This window comes from Paenirhodobacter ferrireducens (assembly GCF_004022265.1).
GTDB classification, from domain to species: Bacteria; Pseudomonadota; Alphaproteobacteria; order Rhodobacterales; family Rhodobacteraceae; genus Rhodobacter; species Rhodobacter ferrireducens.
The window spans coordinates 67045-82406 of sequence record NZ_SAVB01000005.1; the positions used below are offsets into that span (position 1 = coordinate 67045).

Genomic DNA, 15362 nt, shown 5'->3' on the forward strand with positions numbered 1-15362 from the left:
TCAACCCTCCGCCGGCAGGGTGACGATGACGTCGCCGCCCTTCGAGGCGACGACAAGCCGGCCCGCGTGCACGATCGCCGAGCATACGCCATGGCGGTGGCCGTTGGCGCGGCTGTGCGCGCTCGATACCGGGTTCATCTGCCGGTCGAGCCGCACCACAAGGCCCCAGGAGCGCGAGGGCGACCAGGGCTTGTGCACGCCCATGGTGCGGATGCCGCCGCATTGCAGCGGTTCGAGGAAGCTGCGCCCCGAGGCGAGCGCCGGCGCGATCCAGTAGTCGCGCGGCACCTCGCGGATCATGTCCGCGCGGTAATGGGTTTCCTGCAGCACGAATTCGATCAGCCGGTTGCGTGGCGCAAAGACCGCAAGCACCGCCCCGCCGTCGGGGGCGGGCGAGATCCGCGCGGGATAGCCCGGGATCATTTCGATCAGCGGTTTCAGCCCGCCCCCGGCGTCCAGTTCCATCACCCGGTGCCGCCAGCTTTCGGAAAAGGCGATGGCGCCGCCCGGGCGCGGGCACAGCCCGTTCGGCCAGGCCAGATCCTGTGCCACCTTGTGGAAGGGTTGCCCCTCGGCGCGGCGCACCCAGATCGAGCCGGTGGCGCGCCGCTTCATCAGATCGGCTGCCCAGTCCGAGGGCGCGTGCTCGGCCGAGCCGTTCGTCAGCCACAGCGCGCCGTCGGCCGAGAAGGCAAGGCCGGTGATCGCCCGCACCTCGGGCAGCAGGTGCTGTGCCACCCCGTCGACCAGCAGCGCGCCGGTTTCAAGCGCCACCGCAAGCTGCCCCCCGGCCGAGACCGCCAGCGCGGTCACCGGCGCCGCGAAGCGCTGGAGGGGCCGGGGCTCGGCCCCCGGCACGAGGCGGTAGAGTGCATTGCCCGAGGAGGCGACGAGCTCGTTCCCGAGCACGGCGAGGTTGTCGGGCTCGTCCAGAAGCGCCAGCACCGGCGCCTCGTCAAGCGCGGTATTCGGCCGGAACGCGCCGTCCATCGGCGGGATCGTCACCGCCTTGCCGCGGAAGAGGTCGAGGATCGGATCGAAGATCATGCGCGGGTCCCCCAATAGGCGCGCATCCCGGTCCACTCGGGGTCGGCGCCCTCGATCCGGTAGCGGCCGATGCGGTTGTTCAGGATGCCGCCGATGAACAGCTCGCCCTTGTGTTCGCGCATCGAGGTGACCATCGGGTGGTTCTCGCCGGTGAGGTCGCCGAAGGTCTGCAGGATGCGGCCGCTGTCGTCGAATTTCACGATGCCGCCGGTGTTGATGTTCGGGAACAGCCAGTCGTCCTGCGGCAGGCGGCGGGTCATCCGCTTGCGCATCGCCGGGTGACGGAGCGACAGGTCGAAGCTGGGCGTCCGCATGCCGAGCCAGGCCATCCAATAGGTGCCGTCCGAGGCGCGGTTGATGTTGTCGGTATAGCCCGGCATGTCCTTGATCACGCATTCCGCGGTGCCGGCCTTCGGCCCCTCGAGCCAATAGCGGTGGATCCGGCAGGCCCAGCTTTCGGCGAAATAGAGCGACTTGCCGTCATGCGCCATGCACACGCCGTTCGTGTAGCGATAGCCGTCGAGCAGCGTCTTCGTCGAGCCGTCCCTGGGATCATAGACCAGCAGCCGGCCGGTGCCGCGGTTCTCGATGCTGTCGAGCGTCCAGTCATGCGCGTCATAGCGCTTCGTCGAGTCGGTGAAATAGATCCGCCCGTCCGGCGCAATGTCGAGGTCATTGGGGTCGCGCAGCCGCGCGTCATCCTGCACCGAGGTGAGCGAGCGCCGGGTCTCGGCGCTCAGCCGCGTCACGGTGCGGTCGGGCGCGATCTTGTAAAGCCCCATGGCGCCCACGCAGGAGATCAGGTTGCCGTCGCGGTCGAAGGCGAGGCCGAGGGGGAAGCCGCCGACATGGGCGAAGACCTCGGAACGGGTGTAGTCGGGCGCGAAGAAGCGCACGATCTCGCCATGCCGGGTGCCGCAATAGAGATGGTCGTCGGCGTCGAGGATCACGTCCTCGGGCCCCTCAAGTGCGCCCAGACCGATCGACTCGGCCGCTGCGAGGCGGCTGTTGAGCGCAAAGGGCGTGCCCGACTGCGGCTCGGCCGACTGGGTCTCGCCCATCTTCAGATAGACCGGCGCGACATAGACCTCGTTCAGCACCTTGTGGCGGTTCTTCAGCCAGCGGATGTCGATGGTGACGGCGACGGCCAGCATGATGCCCAGAACCATCTGGTTGGTGCCGGTGCCATAGCCCAGGCGAATGAGCCCGTTCGTCATCACCAGCACGATCACCGCGCCCATCAGCCCCTTGACCACCGAGCCGCGCCCGCCGCCAAGGGCGTTGCCGCCGACGACCGCCGCGGTGAGGGCGAGGATCTCGAGCCCGGCGCCGGTGCCCGGGCCTGCGCCCGAGAGCCGGCAGGCGATCAGGAACCCCGCCGCGCCCGAGCACAGGCCCGAGAAGACATAGGTCAGGAAGACCGTGCGCCGGACCTTGATGCCGGCGTTATGCGCCGAGCGGCGCGAGCCGCCGACGGCGAGGATGTGCCAGCCGATGCGGGCTCGGGTCAGGGTGACATGGGTGACAAGCGCCAGCAGCCCGGCCGCGATCACCGGCACCGAGAGCCCGGCAAGGGTGCCGTCGCCGATGAAGTCCCACGCATCCGAACTGGCGAAGGACATCTGGATCGCGGCGCCGAACTGCACCACCAGGATGTCGAAGACGGCGCGTCCGATGATGAAGGTGACCAGCGTGGTCAGGAAGGCCCGCAGCCGCAGGAAGCCGACGAGATAGCCGTTGATCGCACCGAAAAGCGCGCCGGTCGCCAGCGCCGCCAGAAAGGCCACCCAGACCGGCAGGCCGAGGATGAAGAACGAGCCCACCGAGGCGAAGGTTGCAAGCGCGAAGATCGAGCCCACCGAAAGGTCGATGCCGCCGCCGAGCATCACCACGGTCAGCCCGATCACCACGATCGCGAACTCGCCGAGCTGTCGGGTCGATTCCTGCAGGCTGAACGGGTTGAAGAACCCCGGTATCGCCGTGCCGAAGAGCGCGATCACCGCCACCAGCACCAGGAACGGGATCGCGTTGTCGGTCCAGCGCTTGGTCAGGATCTCGCCGATCAGGTGATCGGGAATGAGGTTGTAGCGCAGGGCCTGCAGGCGTTCGCGTGACGGCATGTCGGGGGTGTCCGGCTCGGGAGGAGGGGAGGGCGGCCCCGCAGGGCCGCCCCGGTTCGCGTGAGTGGTCGTCGCGTGAATGGGGAAGGGCTTACTTCGCCGCCGCCTGCAGTGCCTGCAGATCCCAGCAGGTGCCGGGCGTCAGGTCGGCCTTGGTGGTGGCCTTGAGCAGCGTGTAGAGATAGGCTGACGAGGTGCCCGGCGCCTGACCGCCTTGCAGCAGGTACTTGATCATCGCCACCATGTCGCTCGACTCATGGGCGAGATCGGTCATCACCACGGCGTCATAGGTGCCGTCCTCGAGCCGGTCGCAATCGGCGGTCTTCTCGCCGCCGCCGGTGGTCACCAGGTAGACCTGATCCTGCTTTCCCGCATCCCGGATCGCGGCGGCGGCGCCGGTCGCGTCACCGTCCCAGAAGTCGATGATGCCGCAGATGTCGGGGTTTTGCTGCAGCATCGTGGTGGTCACGTTGCGCGAGGTGGTGGCGTCCCAGTTCGAGTCGGGTTTCGCCACGACCTGGAAATCGGGATATTTCGCCAGCACCTCCATGATGCCCGCATATTGGAACAGGCTGGTGGCGTTGACCTGATCGCCCTGCACAAGGCCGATCTTCTTCGAGCTGCCCTCGCCACAGCCCTTGACCACCGCCTCGGCCTCGAGCCGGCCAAGCTGGGTCCAGTCCGAGCCGGTGTAGACGTCGGCCTTGAAGTTCGCCGGGTTGTCGACAAGGATCACGTAGATCCCGGCCTGCTGCGCCTTCTTGAGCAGCTTCGAATAGCTGTTCAGGTCGGGCGACATCACGATCAGCACGTCGGGCTTCTCGGCCGAGGAGATCGCCTCGGTGATCGCCTGCGCGCCCGCTTCGGCCGACCAGTTCGGGTCGCGGGTCTCGAGCGTGCCGCCGAAGGCGTCGATCTCGCGCTTGAGGAAGGCGGTCCAGCCCTGGGCGAGGTCGAAGCCCATCGACAGCGGCACCAGCATCACCTTCTTGCCCTTCAGCGCGGCCGAATAGGCGGCCGGGCCCGGGTCGTCGAGCGCCGCGGCGGGCAGCGTCGCGGCGCCGAGGAACCCCGCGGCCGCGGCGGTCATCACGGCAGTCTTCAGCAGTGTCTTCATGTCGTTCCCCTTGTTGGAAATGGCCCGCCGCCCGCCTCGCGCGCGGGGGCGGTCGTCGGTCTCAGATGTCGCCTTGCTGCGCGGTCTGCTCGTCGCGCGGGTTCAGCACCCCGTCGAAGATGATCGCGGCCAGCAGGATCGCGGACTTGATCAGGTTCTGATAGAGAAGCGGGATGTCGAGGATGGTCATCGCGTTCAGCATGATGCCGATCAGCGCCGCGCCGATCAGCACGTTGCGCACGCCGCCCTTGCCGCCCGCAAGCCCGATGCCGCCGATCACCGTCACCAGAACGATGTCGTAAAGCTGGGTCGAGTTCACCACGCGGGTGTTCATCGACTGCAGGCTGCCCGCGGTCAGGATCCCGGCGGCGAAGGCGACGAGCGACGAGAGCACGTAACGCAGCACCAGCATCGGCCGCACCGGCATGCCGACATTGCGCGCCGCCGCCGGGTTGTCGCCCGCGTAATAGACATAGCGCCCCCATTTGGTGAAGCGCAGGAAGACGAAGGCCGCAAGGGCGAGACCGGCGAAGACGAAGACCTCGACCGGCACGTCGGCAAGCCGCAGCGCGCCGAGCTCGGCCACCCAGTGCCCGGGCGGCACCGGCACCGCGTCCGAGCCGATCAGCTGCGAGCGCACCAGCCCGTAGACGAAGGAGGCCGAGGCCAGGGTGACGAAGATCGCCGGCACCTCGGCATAGGCGACAAGGAAGCCGTTCGCGAAGCCGATCACCACCACGCCCGCCAGCGCAAGGCCAAGTGCCGCACCGTCGCTCATGCCGTTGCCCAGCATCTGCAGATACCACGCCACCGACATCGCCATCACCGCCACCATCGACAGGTCGATGCCGCGGCCGATCACGATCACCGCCATGCCGAGCGCAAGGATGCCCAGCACCGAGACCGAGCGCACGATCGCCACCAGATTGTCGGCGGTGAAGAACCCCGGCAGGGTCAGTGCCGCGATGACGAAGATCGCCACCGCGATCGCGAAGACGATGCGCTCCTGATTGAGGGATCCGAGAAAACCCATCGGCAAGACCTTCCTGTGGCGGCCGTCCTCTCGCGGGGCGGTCCGATTGGGTCAGGCTAGTCGTGCGCGCGCGGCACGGTCCAATGAATAATATCGGGCAAAACCGATGCGAAACCGGAATGGATCCGGGGCTCAGACCACCTGCAGCCGGCCGTAGCGGGTGGCGGGAAGGCGGCCGTCCTCGGGCGCCTGATCGGCGCGGATATGGGCGCCGAGCGCCTCGATGAAGCGCCGGCCATAGACCGGCAGCCCGGCCCGCGCGTTCCACATCGCGCAGATGCCGAACAGCACCGGATCGCCATTGAGCGCGATCGGCCGGCTCACCAGCCGATCGACCGGGGGCTTGGCCGAGGAGGGCACCACCGCGATGCCGTTGCCGCCCTCGGCCATGGCGAACAGCGTGTGCGGCGAATAGCTTTCCAGCACGATGTCGGCGACGACGCCCGACACCCGGCAGGCGGCATCGAACACCTCGCGCGAGGCGTGGCGACGGTTCAGCGTCAGGATCGGCCGGTCGAGCAGATCGGCCAGTTCCACCGGCGCATTGCCCTCGGGCAACAGTTCTGGCTCGGCCACGGCCAGAAAGCCGAGCCGGCCGAGGGGCAGGCTTTCGAGCACGTCGATCGGCGCCGAGGGCGCCGCCGAGAGGGTCAGGTGCAACTGCCCGTCCTTGAGCTTGCCGGCCAGTTCCGGCCCGCCGCCATCCTCGAGCCGCAGCTCGATCCCCGGATTGGCCGCGCGCCAGCCGCGTAGGAAGGTGGGCAGATAGCGCTCGATCATCTGCGAGCAGGCGCCGACGCGCAGAAGCCCGCTGTCGCCCTTCGCCAGATCCTCGGCGCAGGCCAAAAGGCTGCGGTCCGCGGCGAGCACCGCGCCGACCCGCCCGCGCAGCGCCTCGCCCGCGGCGGTCAGGCGGATGTTGCGCCCGGCCTTTTCGAACAGCGCGACGCCCAGGTGATCCTCGAGCGCCTTGATCTGCCGCGACAGCGCCGATTGCGTCAGGTTCAGCCGTTCCGCCGCGCGGGTGACGTTCAGCGTCTCGGCGGTGGCGGCGAAGGCGGTGTAGGTGCGAATGTCCATGGGCGCTCCGGTTTGGCCGGGGAAAGCCTAGGCGCGGGCAGGGCGATGCGTCAACAATCCTGCTGCATCCGCGGCGGCGCGAAGCGGCAGGTCTTTTTCCGTCGATCCGGTGTCGCAAATGTCGATCGGCGCCACGAAAACTCTGGCTAGAGTGGGCTCATGCGGCCCCGTCCGCAGCGAGTCACGGCGGCCTGCCGCCCCCCTTCAGCCCGATCCGTGCACAAGGCGCGGAGCCAACAGAGGTGCCACATGCTGGGCAAGACCGAAATCCGCGCGCTTCTCGACGCACGCCGCCCGAACTATGCGCTCGAACGCGATCTCTACTGCGATCCGGGCGTCTTCGAGGCGGATCTCGAGCAGATCTGGTACAAGGAATGGCTGTTCGCGATTCCGGCGGTGCAGCTGACCAGGACCGGCGCCTATGCGACGCTGCAGATCGGCGCCTATCCGGTCGTCATCGTGCGCGGCGCCGACGGCGCGATCCGCGCCTTCCACAACGTCTGCCGTCACCGCGGCCAGCGGCTGTGCGCGAAGGAAACCGGCTCGGCGCCGAAGATCGTCTGCCCCTATCACCAGTGGACCTATGAGCTGGACGGCCGGCTGCTCTATGCGAAGGACATGCAGCAGGGCTTCGATCCGGCGGCGCACGGGCTGAAGCCGGTCGCGTGCAAGACCATCGGCGGCATGGTCTTCGTCTGCCTCGCCGACACCCCCCCCGACACCGCGCTGCTGGAAGAAAAGCTGTCGGCCTATCTCGCCCCCTCGGGCATCGCCGAGGCCAAGGTCGCCTTCACCTCGACCATCGTCGAGAAGGGCAACTGGAAGCTCGTGCTGGAAAACAACCGCGAGTGCTATCACTGCGGCGGTTCGCACCCCTCGCTGTGCCGCACCTATTCCGACAGCCCGACGATGACGGCGATGGAAGGCCCCGACAGCGCCGCGCCCGAGATCCTCGAGCACTGGAAGCGCTGCGAGGAGGCCGGCCTGCCCTCGCGCTTCACCAACGAGCCGAAGATGCAGTGGCGCCTTGCCCGCATCCCGCTGCTGAACAACGCCGAGAGCTACACCATGAGCACGAAGCGCGCGGTGAACAAGCTGATGGGGCAGATGCCCTTCCACGACGCGGGCTCGCTGCTGTTCTACCTCTATCCGAACACCTGGAACCACTTCCTTGCCGATCACGCGATCGTCTTCCGCGTGCTGCCGGTCAGCCCCACGGAGACCCTCGTCACCACCACCTGGCTGGTGCCGAAGGACGCGGTCGAGGGCGAGGACTACAACCTCAAGGAACTGACCGAGGTCTGGGAAGCGACGAACGACGAGGACCGCCGCGTCGTCGAGGAGAACCAGAAGGGGATCCTGTCGCCGGCCTACGAGCCCGGTCCCTATTCGACCGTGGTCGAGGAGGGCGTGATCCAGTTCGTCGACTGGTATTGCGGTCTGATGACCGAACGTCTCGCGCCGAAACCGGCGCTGGCGGCGGAGTGATCGGATGGCGAAACCCCGGCTGAACTGGGGCGCCGAGCCCTGGCAGGATTCGGAGCCGCTCGAATGCGCGATGGTGGTGCCGGAGACCTCCGACACCGCCACCTTCACCTTCCGCGCGCCTTCGGGCGCGTGGTTCGACTATCAGCCGGGGCAGTTCGTCACCCTTGATCTGCCGGTCGATCCGGCGAAGGGGGCGGCGGGCAATGTGCAGCGCACCTACACGATCTCGTCGAGCCCGTCGCGGCCGCTCTCGATCTCGGTGACGGTGAAGGCGCAGAAGGACAGCATCGGCACGCGCTGGATGCTCGATCACCTGAAGCCCGGGATGCGGATCCGCGCCTTCGGCCCCTCGGGGATCTTCTCCTTCCTGCGCCACCCGGCGAAGAAGTACCTGTTCATCTCGGCGGGCTCGGGGATCACCCCGATGATGTCGATGACCACCTGGGCGTGGGATTCGGGCGAGATGCCCGACATCGCCTTCGTCCACGCCGCGCGCCGGCCCTCGGAGATCATCTTCCGCGAGCGGCTCGAGCAGTTCGCGAACCGGGTGCCGGGGTTGCAGCTGCGCCTGACCGTCGAGGAGCCGGACCCGTTCCGCTCCTGGCCCGGCTATCACGGCCGGCTGAACCAGATCATGCTGGGCCTGATGGCGCCCGACTATCTCGAGCGCGAGGTGTTCTGCTGCGGCCCCGAGCCCTTCATGCAGGCGGTGCGCGAGATGCTGATCTCGCTCGGCTATGACATGGAGCATTACCACCAGGAAAGCTTCGGCGCCCCGGTGGCGACCGAGGCCGAGGCGCCGGTGATCGAGGATGTCACCCCCGAGGAAGGGGTGAAGGCCGAGATCACCTTCACCGAAAGCGGCATCACCACGCCCTGCGCCGAGACCGACACGATCCTTGCCGTCGCCAAGCGCTCGGGGCTGAACATCCCCTCGGGCTGCACCTTCGGGCTGTGCGGCACCTGCAAGATCAAGAAGGTCTCGGGCGAGGTGCACATGGTGCACAACGGCGGGATCTCGGACGAGGATATCGAAGAGGGCTGGATCCTTGCCTGCTGCTCGAACCCGATGGGCAAGGTCGAGGTCGAGGTCTGACCCGTTCAGGGGCCGGCAAGAGCCACCACTCACAGACTGAAACGCCCGCCATTTCCGGCGGGCGTTTTCTTGTCTGCGGAGGAGGGCTCAGGCGGCCGAGCTGGCCACCGGAACGTAGTTCAGCACCGGGGCAAGCCAGCGCTCGGCCTCGGCGAGCGTCATGCCCTTGCGCCTTGCGTACTCCTCGGCCTGGTCGCGCTCGACCCGGGCGACGCCGAAGTAATAGGCGTCGGGATGGGCGATATAGAGCCCCGAGACCGACGAGCCGGGCCACATCGCCATGCTGTCGGTCAGCGTCACCCCGGTCGCTTCGGTGGCGTCGAGCAGATCGAAGAGCGTCACCTTCTCGGTGTGGTCGGGCTGTGCCGGATAGCCGGGTGCCGGGCGGATGCCGCGATAGGGCTCGGCGATCAGCTCCTCGGGGGTATAGCCCTCGTCGGGCGCATAGGCCCAGAACTCGCGCCGCACGCGGGCGTGCAGCAGCTCGGCCAGCGCCTCGGCGATGCGGTCGGCGAGCGCCTTGACCAGGATCGCGCCGTAATCGTCATGCGCGCGCTCGTAGCGCGCGGCGATCTCCTGCTCCTCGGGGCCTGCGGTCACCACGAAGCCGCCGACATGGTCGGGCACGCCCGCCGGGCCGACGAAATCGGCGAGCGCCACGTTCGGCCGGCCCTCGCGCTTGCGGGTCTGCTGGCGCAGGGTGTGGAGCGTGGCCAGCGGCGTCGTCCGGTCCTCGCCGGTGAAGAGCCGGATGTCGTCGCCCTCGGCATTCGCCGGCCAGAAGCCGACCACCGCCTTGGGGTTGAACCACTTCTCGGCGATGATGCGGTCAAGCATTGCCTGCGCATCGGCGAACAGCGCGCGCGCCGCCTCGCCCTGCTTCTCGTCCTCGAGGATGCGCGGATAGACGCCCTTCAGCTCCCAGGTCTGGAAGAACGGGGTCCAGTCGATATAGCGCGCGATCTCGGCCAAGTCCCAGTCGGCCAGAACCTTCGTGCCAAGGAAGCGCGGCGCCGGCGCGGCATAGCCCGCCCAGTCGATCGCCAGCGCATTCGCCCGCGCCTCGGCCAGCGGCAGGCGCTGTTTCGCCAGTTCCGCGCGCTCGTGCCGCTCGGCCACGTCGCGATACTCGGCGCGGACCTGGTCGATATAGGCGACCTTGTGCTCGGCGCTCAGCAGCTGGCTGACGACGCCCACGGCGCGGCTCGCGTCGGTGACATAGACCGCCTGGCTGTGGGTGTAGCGCGGCGCGATCTTCACCGCCGTGTGCACCTTCGAGGTGGTCGCCCCGCCGATCAGCAGCGGAATGTCGAAGCCCTCGCGTTCGAGCTCGGCCGCCATGTGCACCATCTCGTCGAGCGAGGGGGTGATGAGACCCGAGAGCCCGATCGCATCGACCCGTTCGGCCTTCGCCACCTCGAGGATCTTCTGCGGCGGCACCATCACGCCAAGGTCGATGATCTCGTAATTGTTGCACGCCAGCACGACGCCGACGATGTTCTTGCCGATGTCATGCACATCGCCCTTCACCGTCGCCATCAGCACCTTGCCTGCGGTCTCGCGCCCGGTGCCGCCATTCGCGGCCTTTTCCTCTTCCATGTAAGGCAGCAGCACCGCCACCGCCTGCTTCATCACGCGCGCCGATTTCACCACCTGCGGCAGGAACATCTTGCCCGCACCGAAGAGGTCGCCGACGACGTTCATGCCGGCCATCAGCGGCCCCTCGATCACGTCGAGCGGGCGGGTGGCGGCCTGACGGGCCTCCTCGGTGTCGGCCTCGATGAATTCGGTGATGCCGTTGACCAGCGCATGCTCCAGCCGCTTCGCCACTGGCCAGTCGCGCCAGGCGAGGTCGCGCGCCTTCTCTTCCTTCGCGCCCGCGCCCTTGAAGCGTTCGGCGATGGTCAGAAGCCGCTCGGTCGCGGTGCCGCCGGCCTTGGGCGCGCGGTTCAGCACCACGTCCTCGCAGGCCTCGCGCAGCTCGGGGTCGATCTGGTCATAGACGGCAAGCTGGCCGGCGTTGACGATGCCCATGTCCATGCCCGCCTGAATGGCGTGATAGAGGAACACCGCGTGCATCGCCTCGCGCACCGGCTCGTTGCCGCGGAAGCTGAACGAGAGGTTCGACACCCCGCCCGAGACATGGGCATAGGGCAGGTTCTGCCTGATCCAGCGCGTCGCCTCGATGAAGTCGACGCCGTAATTGTCGTGTTCCTCGATGCCCGTCGCCACGGCGAAGATGTTCGGGTCGAAGATAATGTCCTCGGGCGGGAAGCCGAGCTCGTCCACCAGAATGCGATAGGCGCGCTCGCAGATCCGGGTCTTGCGCTCGAAACTGTCGGCCTGGCCCTTCTCGTCGAAGGCCATCACCACCACCGCTGCGCCATAGGCGAGGCAGAGCGAGGCATGGGCGCGGAAGGCGTCCTCGCCCTCCTTCAGGCTGATCGAGTTGACGATCGGCTTGCCCTGCACGCATTGCAGGCCGGCCTCGATCACCTCCCATTTCGAGCTGTCGATCATCACCGGCACGCGGGCGATGTCGGGCTCGGCGGCGACGAGGTTCAGGAACTCGACCATCGCCGCTTTCGAGTCGATCAGCCCCTCGTCCATGTTGATGTCGATCACCTGCGCGCCGTTCTCGACCTGTTGGCGCGCCACTTCCAGCGCCGCGGCATAGTCGCGATTGGTGATGAGTTTGCGGAACTTTGCCGAGCCGGTGACGTTGGTGCGCTCGCCCACGTTCACGAAGGGGATGTCGGGGGTGAGGGTGAAGGGTTCGAGCCCGGAGAGGCGCAGCAGGTGGTTGGTCATGGTCTTACCTCAGGCGGGGATCTTGCGGGGGGCGAAGGGACGCACCGCCTCGGCGATGGCGCGGATATGCTCGGGCGTGGTGCCGCAGCAGCCGCCGACGACGTTCACCAGCCCCTCGCGGGCGAAGTCGGCCACTTGCCGGGCGGTGTCTTCCGGGCCCTCGTCATACTGGCCGAAGGCATTCGGCAGACCGGCGTTCGGATAGGCGCAGATCCGGGTGTCGGCAACGGCCGACAGTTCCGCCAGATGCGGGCGCATCGCGGCGGCGCCAAGGGCGCAGTTCAGCCCGACGGTGAAGGGCTGCGCGTGCTGCACCGAATACCAGAAGGCGGTCGGTGTCTGGCCCGAGAGCGTGCGCCCCGAGGCGTCGGTGATCGTGCCCGAGATCATCACCGGCAGCCGCGCGCCGTGCTCGGCGAAGGCCTCGAAACAGGCAAAGATCGCGGCCTTGGCGTTCAGCGTGTCGAAGATCGTCTCGATCAGGATCAGGTCCGAGCCGCCGGCGATCAGGCCGCGCACCTGCTCGCCATAGGCGCGGCGCAGGTCGTCGAAGGTGACGGCGCGATAGCCCGGGTCGTTCACGTCGGGGCTGATCGAGGCGGTGCGGTTGGTGGGCCCGACGGCGCCGGCGACGAAGCGCGCCCGGCCGTCCTCGGCCTCGGCGCGGTCCATCGCCCGGCGTGCAAGGCGCGCGCCCTCGCGGTTCAGCTCGAACACCTTGTCTTCCATGCCGTAATCGGCCTGCGCGATGGTGGTCGAGGAAAAGGTGTTGGTCTCGACGATATCGGCACCGGCGCGGGCATAGCGCAGGTGGATCTCCTCGATCGCCTCGGGCTGGGTCAGGATCAGCAGATCGTTGTTGCCCTTCTGGGGCTTGTCCGAATGGATGTGGCAGGCGCAGCCGCCGCCGCAGCCGGTATAATCCTCTTCGCTCAGGCCAAGGCTCTGGATCTGCGTGCCCATGGCGCCGTCGAGGATCAGGATGCGCTCGCGGGAAAGCGCCTCGAGGCGGGCGAAGGCCTCGGTGCGGGGCAGGCGAAGGTTGATCATCGGCGTCGGGCCTCCTTGCAAAGCAGCAAAGACCCTACTGCGCCGGCAACCCGCGCGCAAATTCATAATTTTCGTAAAGATTATGAGCGAAATCGAAGTTCGGGGTCAGTCGAGCGGCTTGCCCTCCGCCTTCAGGCGCCGCAGCCGGCGGATGTCGACGCGCCAGTCGGCGATGCAGTGGGCGACGCCCGCGCGCACCGCGGCGCCGATCGCCTCGCCAAGCGCGGTGTGCAGGCCGGCATGGGGCAGGGCGGGGCCTGCCTCGCGCGCGGCAATCGCGATGCAGTCGGTGCCGGTGCCGGTGGCAAGCCCGGTCGGCAGCTCGATCGCCGCCTCGATCACCGCGGCGGTGCGGGCCTCGGTGGCGATGCTGAGCGCCTCGAAAAGCGCGGACTCGGTCAGCGCGGCATGGATCTGCACCGCGATGTTGATCGTGCCCCAGTCCATGCCGGCCCAGTCCTGCCGCCGGCCCACGGCCTCGGCATTCGACAGCCCCGCGGTGGTCAGCGCCTCGACCGCCACGCCCTCGACCTCGGTGCGGGTCAGGGCATGGGCGCGGATGTCGCGCGAGGTCAGCAGGCCGACGGCATCGGCGCCACCGCGCCCCGCCATCTCGCGCGCAAGCCACGGAGTGACGTCAAGATCGGCGGGCAGGTCGGCGTTGCGTACCTCGCGCCACCAGATCCTCGAGGCGCGGGTCAGCCCGCCGTTGTGCACGGCCCAGCTGAGCACCCGGTGCGGCGCGCCGAGATCGGCACAAAGCCAGGGCCGGTCGCAGGTGACGATCATCGCGCGACCCGGCCGAGCGGCTGGAAGATCAGCCCCTCGGGTCCCTCGGACAGGTGCGCGCGGATGCCGAAGGTGCCGGCCAGCAGCGCCTCGGTCAGCACCGTGCGGGGGGCGCCGTCGGCGACGATCCGGCCCGTGTCGAGCACGATCAGCCGGGTGCAGTGCCGTGCCGCAAGGCCGAGGTCATGGAGCGAGGCGAGCACCGTGCCACCCTCGGCCGCAAGTCCGGCAAAGAGCGTCATCACCGCAAGCTGTTGTTCGGGATCAAGCCCCGCCGTGGGCTCGTCGGCCAGCAGCAGCGGCGCCTCCTGCGCCAGCGCGCGGGCCAGCAGCACCCGCGCCTGCTCGCCGCCCGAAAGCTCGGTCGCGGGGCGCTTGCGCAGCGGCGCAAGGCCGAGCCGGTCGATGGCGCGGGCGACGGCGGCGGCATCCTCGGGCCGGCGGCCGGGCCGGCCGAGTGCGACCAGCGTCTCGACCGGCATCGGCCAGGCGATCTCGCGGCCCTGCGGCAGGAAGGCCGCGGCACGGGCGCGGGCGGCGGGCGGCAGCGCGGCGACGGAGGAGTGCCCCTCGGCCGGCAAGAGCCCAAGCGCCGCGCGCAACAGCGTGGTCTTGCCCGCGCCGTTCGGGCCGAGCAGGCCGACGAATTCGCCCTCGGCCAGCGTCAGGGAAATGTCGTGCAGCACCGGGCAGGGGCCGCGGCGGACGGTCAGGTGGTCGAGGACAAGCCGCATCACAGCCCCTCCTGCCGGGTGCGCAAGATCAGGTGCAGGAAGAAGGGCGCGCCGACAAGCGCGGTCAGCACGCCCAGTTTCAGGTCGCGGTCCGGCGCGATCAGGCGCACCGCGACATCGGCCGCCAGCACCACCGCCGCCCCGCCAAGCGCCGAGGCGGCGAGCAGCCGGCTGGGCCGCGCATCGCAGGCGCGGCGCAGCAGGTGCGGCACGACGAGGCCGACAAAGCCCACGGCGCCGGCGACGGCGGTCGCGGCGCCGACCATCAGCGCGGCGGAAAGCACCGTCAGCAGCCGCAGCCGGCGCAGGTTCACCCCCATCGAGGCCGCGGCATCCTCGCCCAGCGTCAGTGCGTCGAGGCTGCGCGCGGCGGGGATCGCCAGCACCGCGCCGAGGCCGAGGAAGGGCAGCGCCAGCTGCACATGCAGCATCGAGCGGTCGGCAAGCGAGCCCATCATCCAGAAGATGATCTCGTTCGCGGCGAAGGGGTTGGGCGACAGGTTCAGGATCAGCGCCGTGGTGGCGGTGGCGAGCGACGAGATCCCGATGCCGGCGAGGATCAGCGTCAGCGTCGAGCCGCGGGGGCCCGAGAGCAGCAGCAGCACCGCGACCGAGGCAAGCGCGCCGGCAAGTGCGGCAAGCGGCAGGGCGAGCGCAAAGGCCGCCGAGACCCCGGTCTGGATTGCCAGCACCGCGCCGAGCGCCGCCGAGGAGGAGGTGCCGATCAGCCCCGGCTCGGCCAGCGGGTTGCGCAGCAGCCCCTGCAGCAGCGCGCCCGACAGCCCGAGCGCCGCGCCGATCGCCGCGCCGAGGATCGCGCGCGGCAGCCGCACCTCGCGCATCACCAGCGTCACCGCCTCGCCCTGACCATGGATCAGCGCGGCGAGGCTGTCCGACAGCCCGATCGCCGCCGGGCCGACCAGCAGCGAGGCGAGGAACAGCAGGGCGCCGGCAAGGCCGAGCGCGGCAAGAAGCGCGGGATAGGGCAGGCGCATGG

At 68.8% G+C, this 15362-nt stretch carries 12 protein-coding genes; 2 read left to right on the forward strand and 10 right to left on the reverse strand.

What is annotated here, in order from left to right; all coding sequences use genetic code 11:
* The 5 genes from EOW65_RS05130 to EOW65_RS05150 all read right to left on the reverse strand — a co-directional run bounded on the left by EOW65_RS05130 (nt 1) and on the right by EOW65_RS05150 (nt 6397).
* Nucleotides 1-1047 (reverse strand): NHL repeat-containing protein, encoded by a 1047-nt coding sequence (locus tag EOW65_RS05130; RefSeq protein ID WP_128147916.1) that lies wholly within the window; start codon nt 1045-1047, stop codon nt 1-3.
* Complete coding sequence (locus tag EOW65_RS05135; RefSeq protein WP_128147917.1) at nt 1044-3167, reverse strand: ABC transporter permease; 2124 nt, start codon at nt 3165-3167, stop codon at nt 1044-1046. Before EOW65_RS05135 ends, EOW65_RS05130 begins: the two co-directional genes overlap by 4 nt.
* A 91-nt stretch (nt 3168-3258) precedes the next feature.
* Nucleotides 3259-4284: a sugar ABC transporter substrate-binding protein gene (locus EOW65_RS05140; RefSeq protein WP_128147918.1), complete on the reverse strand. Its 1026-nt coding sequence runs from the start codon at nt 4282-4284 to the stop codon at nt 3259-3261.
* Nucleotides 4285-4345: 61 nt separating this feature from the next.
* Nucleotides 4346-5317 (reverse strand): ABC transporter permease, encoded by a 972-nt coding sequence (locus tag EOW65_RS05145; protein ID WP_128147919.1) that lies wholly within the window; start codon nt 5315-5317, stop codon nt 4346-4348.
* 132 nt (nt 5318-5449) lie between these two features.
* Entirely contained in the window at nt 5450-6397 is a 948-nt protein-coding gene (locus EOW65_RS05150) for a LysR family transcriptional regulator (protein WP_128147920.1), read from the reverse strand.
* A 249-nt stretch (nt 6398-6646) separates the two neighbouring features.
* Here EOW65_RS05150 and EOW65_RS05155 point away from each other — a divergent pair, with 249 nt between their 5' ends.
* Together EOW65_RS05155 and EOW65_RS05160 are read left to right on the forward strand one after the other, a co-directional pair.
* The gene (locus EOW65_RS05155) at nt 6647-7885 is read left to right on the forward strand and encodes an aromatic ring-hydroxylating oxygenase subunit alpha (RefSeq protein ID WP_128147921.1); all 1239 of its coding nucleotides are present in this window, start codon (nt 6647-6649) and stop codon (nt 7883-7885) included.
* Between the two features lie 4 nt (nt 7886-7889).
* Entirely contained in the window at nt 7890-8981 is a 1092-nt protein-coding gene (locus EOW65_RS05160; protein WP_128147922.1) for a hybrid-cluster NAD(P)-dependent oxidoreductase, read from the forward strand.
* Nucleotides 8982-9068: 87 nt separating this feature from the next.
* Here the strand turns inward: EOW65_RS05160 and metH are convergent, their stop codons facing one another.
* The 5 genes from metH to EOW65_RS05185 all read right to left on the reverse strand — a co-directional run bounded on the left by metH (nt 9069) and on the right by EOW65_RS05185 (nt 15354).
* Entirely contained in the window at nt 9069-11792 is a 2724-nt protein-coding gene (gene metH, locus EOW65_RS05165) for a methionine synthase (protein WP_128147923.1), read from the reverse strand.
* Between the two features lie 9 nt (nt 11793-11801).
* A complete protein-coding gene (locus tag EOW65_RS20210; RefSeq protein ID WP_128147924.1) occupies nt 11802-12842 on the reverse strand; it encodes a homocysteine S-methyltransferase family protein in 1041 nt (346 codons plus the stop codon).
* 105 nt (nt 12843-12947) lie between these two features.
* The gene (locus EOW65_RS05175) at nt 12948-13631 is read right to left on the reverse strand and encodes an adenosylcobinamide amidohydrolase (protein WP_128147925.1); all 684 of its coding nucleotides are present in this window, start codon (nt 13629-13631) and stop codon (nt 12948-12950) included.
* Complete coding sequence (locus EOW65_RS05180; RefSeq protein WP_128147926.1) at nt 13628-14365, reverse strand: ABC transporter ATP-binding protein; 738 nt, start codon at nt 14363-14365, stop codon at nt 13628-13630. Before EOW65_RS05180 ends, EOW65_RS05175 begins: the two co-directional genes overlap by 4 nt.
* Complete coding sequence (locus EOW65_RS05185) at nt 14365-15354, reverse strand: FecCD family ABC transporter permease (protein ID WP_128148026.1); 990 nt, start codon at nt 15352-15354, stop codon at nt 14365-14367. The genes EOW65_RS05180 and EOW65_RS05185 overlap by 1 nt, the downstream gene beginning before the upstream one ends.
* Nucleotides 15355-15362: the final 8 nt, after the last annotated feature.

What these genes read in the sequence shown, in the direction of transcription:
- EOW65_RS05130 (WP_128147916.1), bottom strand. Translation starts at nt 1,047, where the DNA reads ATGATCTTCGATCCGATCCTCGACCTCTTCCGCGGCAAGGCGGTGACG.
- EOW65_RS05135 (WP_128147917.1), bottom strand. Translation starts at nt 3,167, where the DNA reads ATGCCGTCACGCGAACGCCTGCAGGCCCTGCGCTACAACCTCATTCCC.
- EOW65_RS05140 (WP_128147918.1), bottom strand. Translation starts at nt 4,284, where the DNA reads ATGAAGACACTGCTGAAGACTGCCGTGATGACCGCCGCGGCCGCGGGG.
- EOW65_RS05145 (WP_128147919.1), bottom strand. Translation starts at nt 5,317, where the DNA reads ATGGGTTTTCTCGGATCCCTCAATCAGGAGCGCATCGTCTTCGCGATC.
- EOW65_RS05150 (WP_128147920.1), bottom strand. Translation starts at nt 6,397, where the DNA reads ATGGACATTCGCACCTACACCGCCTTCGCCGCCACCGCCGAGACGCTG.
- EOW65_RS05155 (WP_128147921.1), top strand. Translation starts at nt 6,647, where the DNA reads ATGCTGGGCAAGACCGAAATCCGCGCGCTTCTCGACGCACGCCGCCCG.
- EOW65_RS05160 (WP_128147922.1), top strand. Translation starts at nt 7,890, where the DNA reads ATGGCGAAACCCCGGCTGAACTGGGGCGCCGAGCCCTGGCAGGATTCG.
- metH (WP_128147923.1), bottom strand. Translation starts at nt 11,792, where the DNA reads ATGACCAACCACCTGCTGCGCCTCTCCGGGCTCGAACCCTTCACCCTC.
- EOW65_RS20210 (WP_128147924.1), bottom strand. Translation starts at nt 12,842, where the DNA reads ATGATCAACCTTCGCCTGCCCCGCACCGAGGCCTTCGCCCGCCTCGAG.
- EOW65_RS05175 (WP_128147925.1), bottom strand. Translation starts at nt 13,631, where the DNA reads ATGATCGTCACCTGCGACCGGCCCTGGCTTTGTGCCGATCTCGGCGCG.
- EOW65_RS05180 (WP_128147926.1), bottom strand. Translation starts at nt 14,365, where the DNA reads ATGCGGCTTGTCCTCGACCACCTGACCGTCCGCCGCGGCCCCTGCCCG.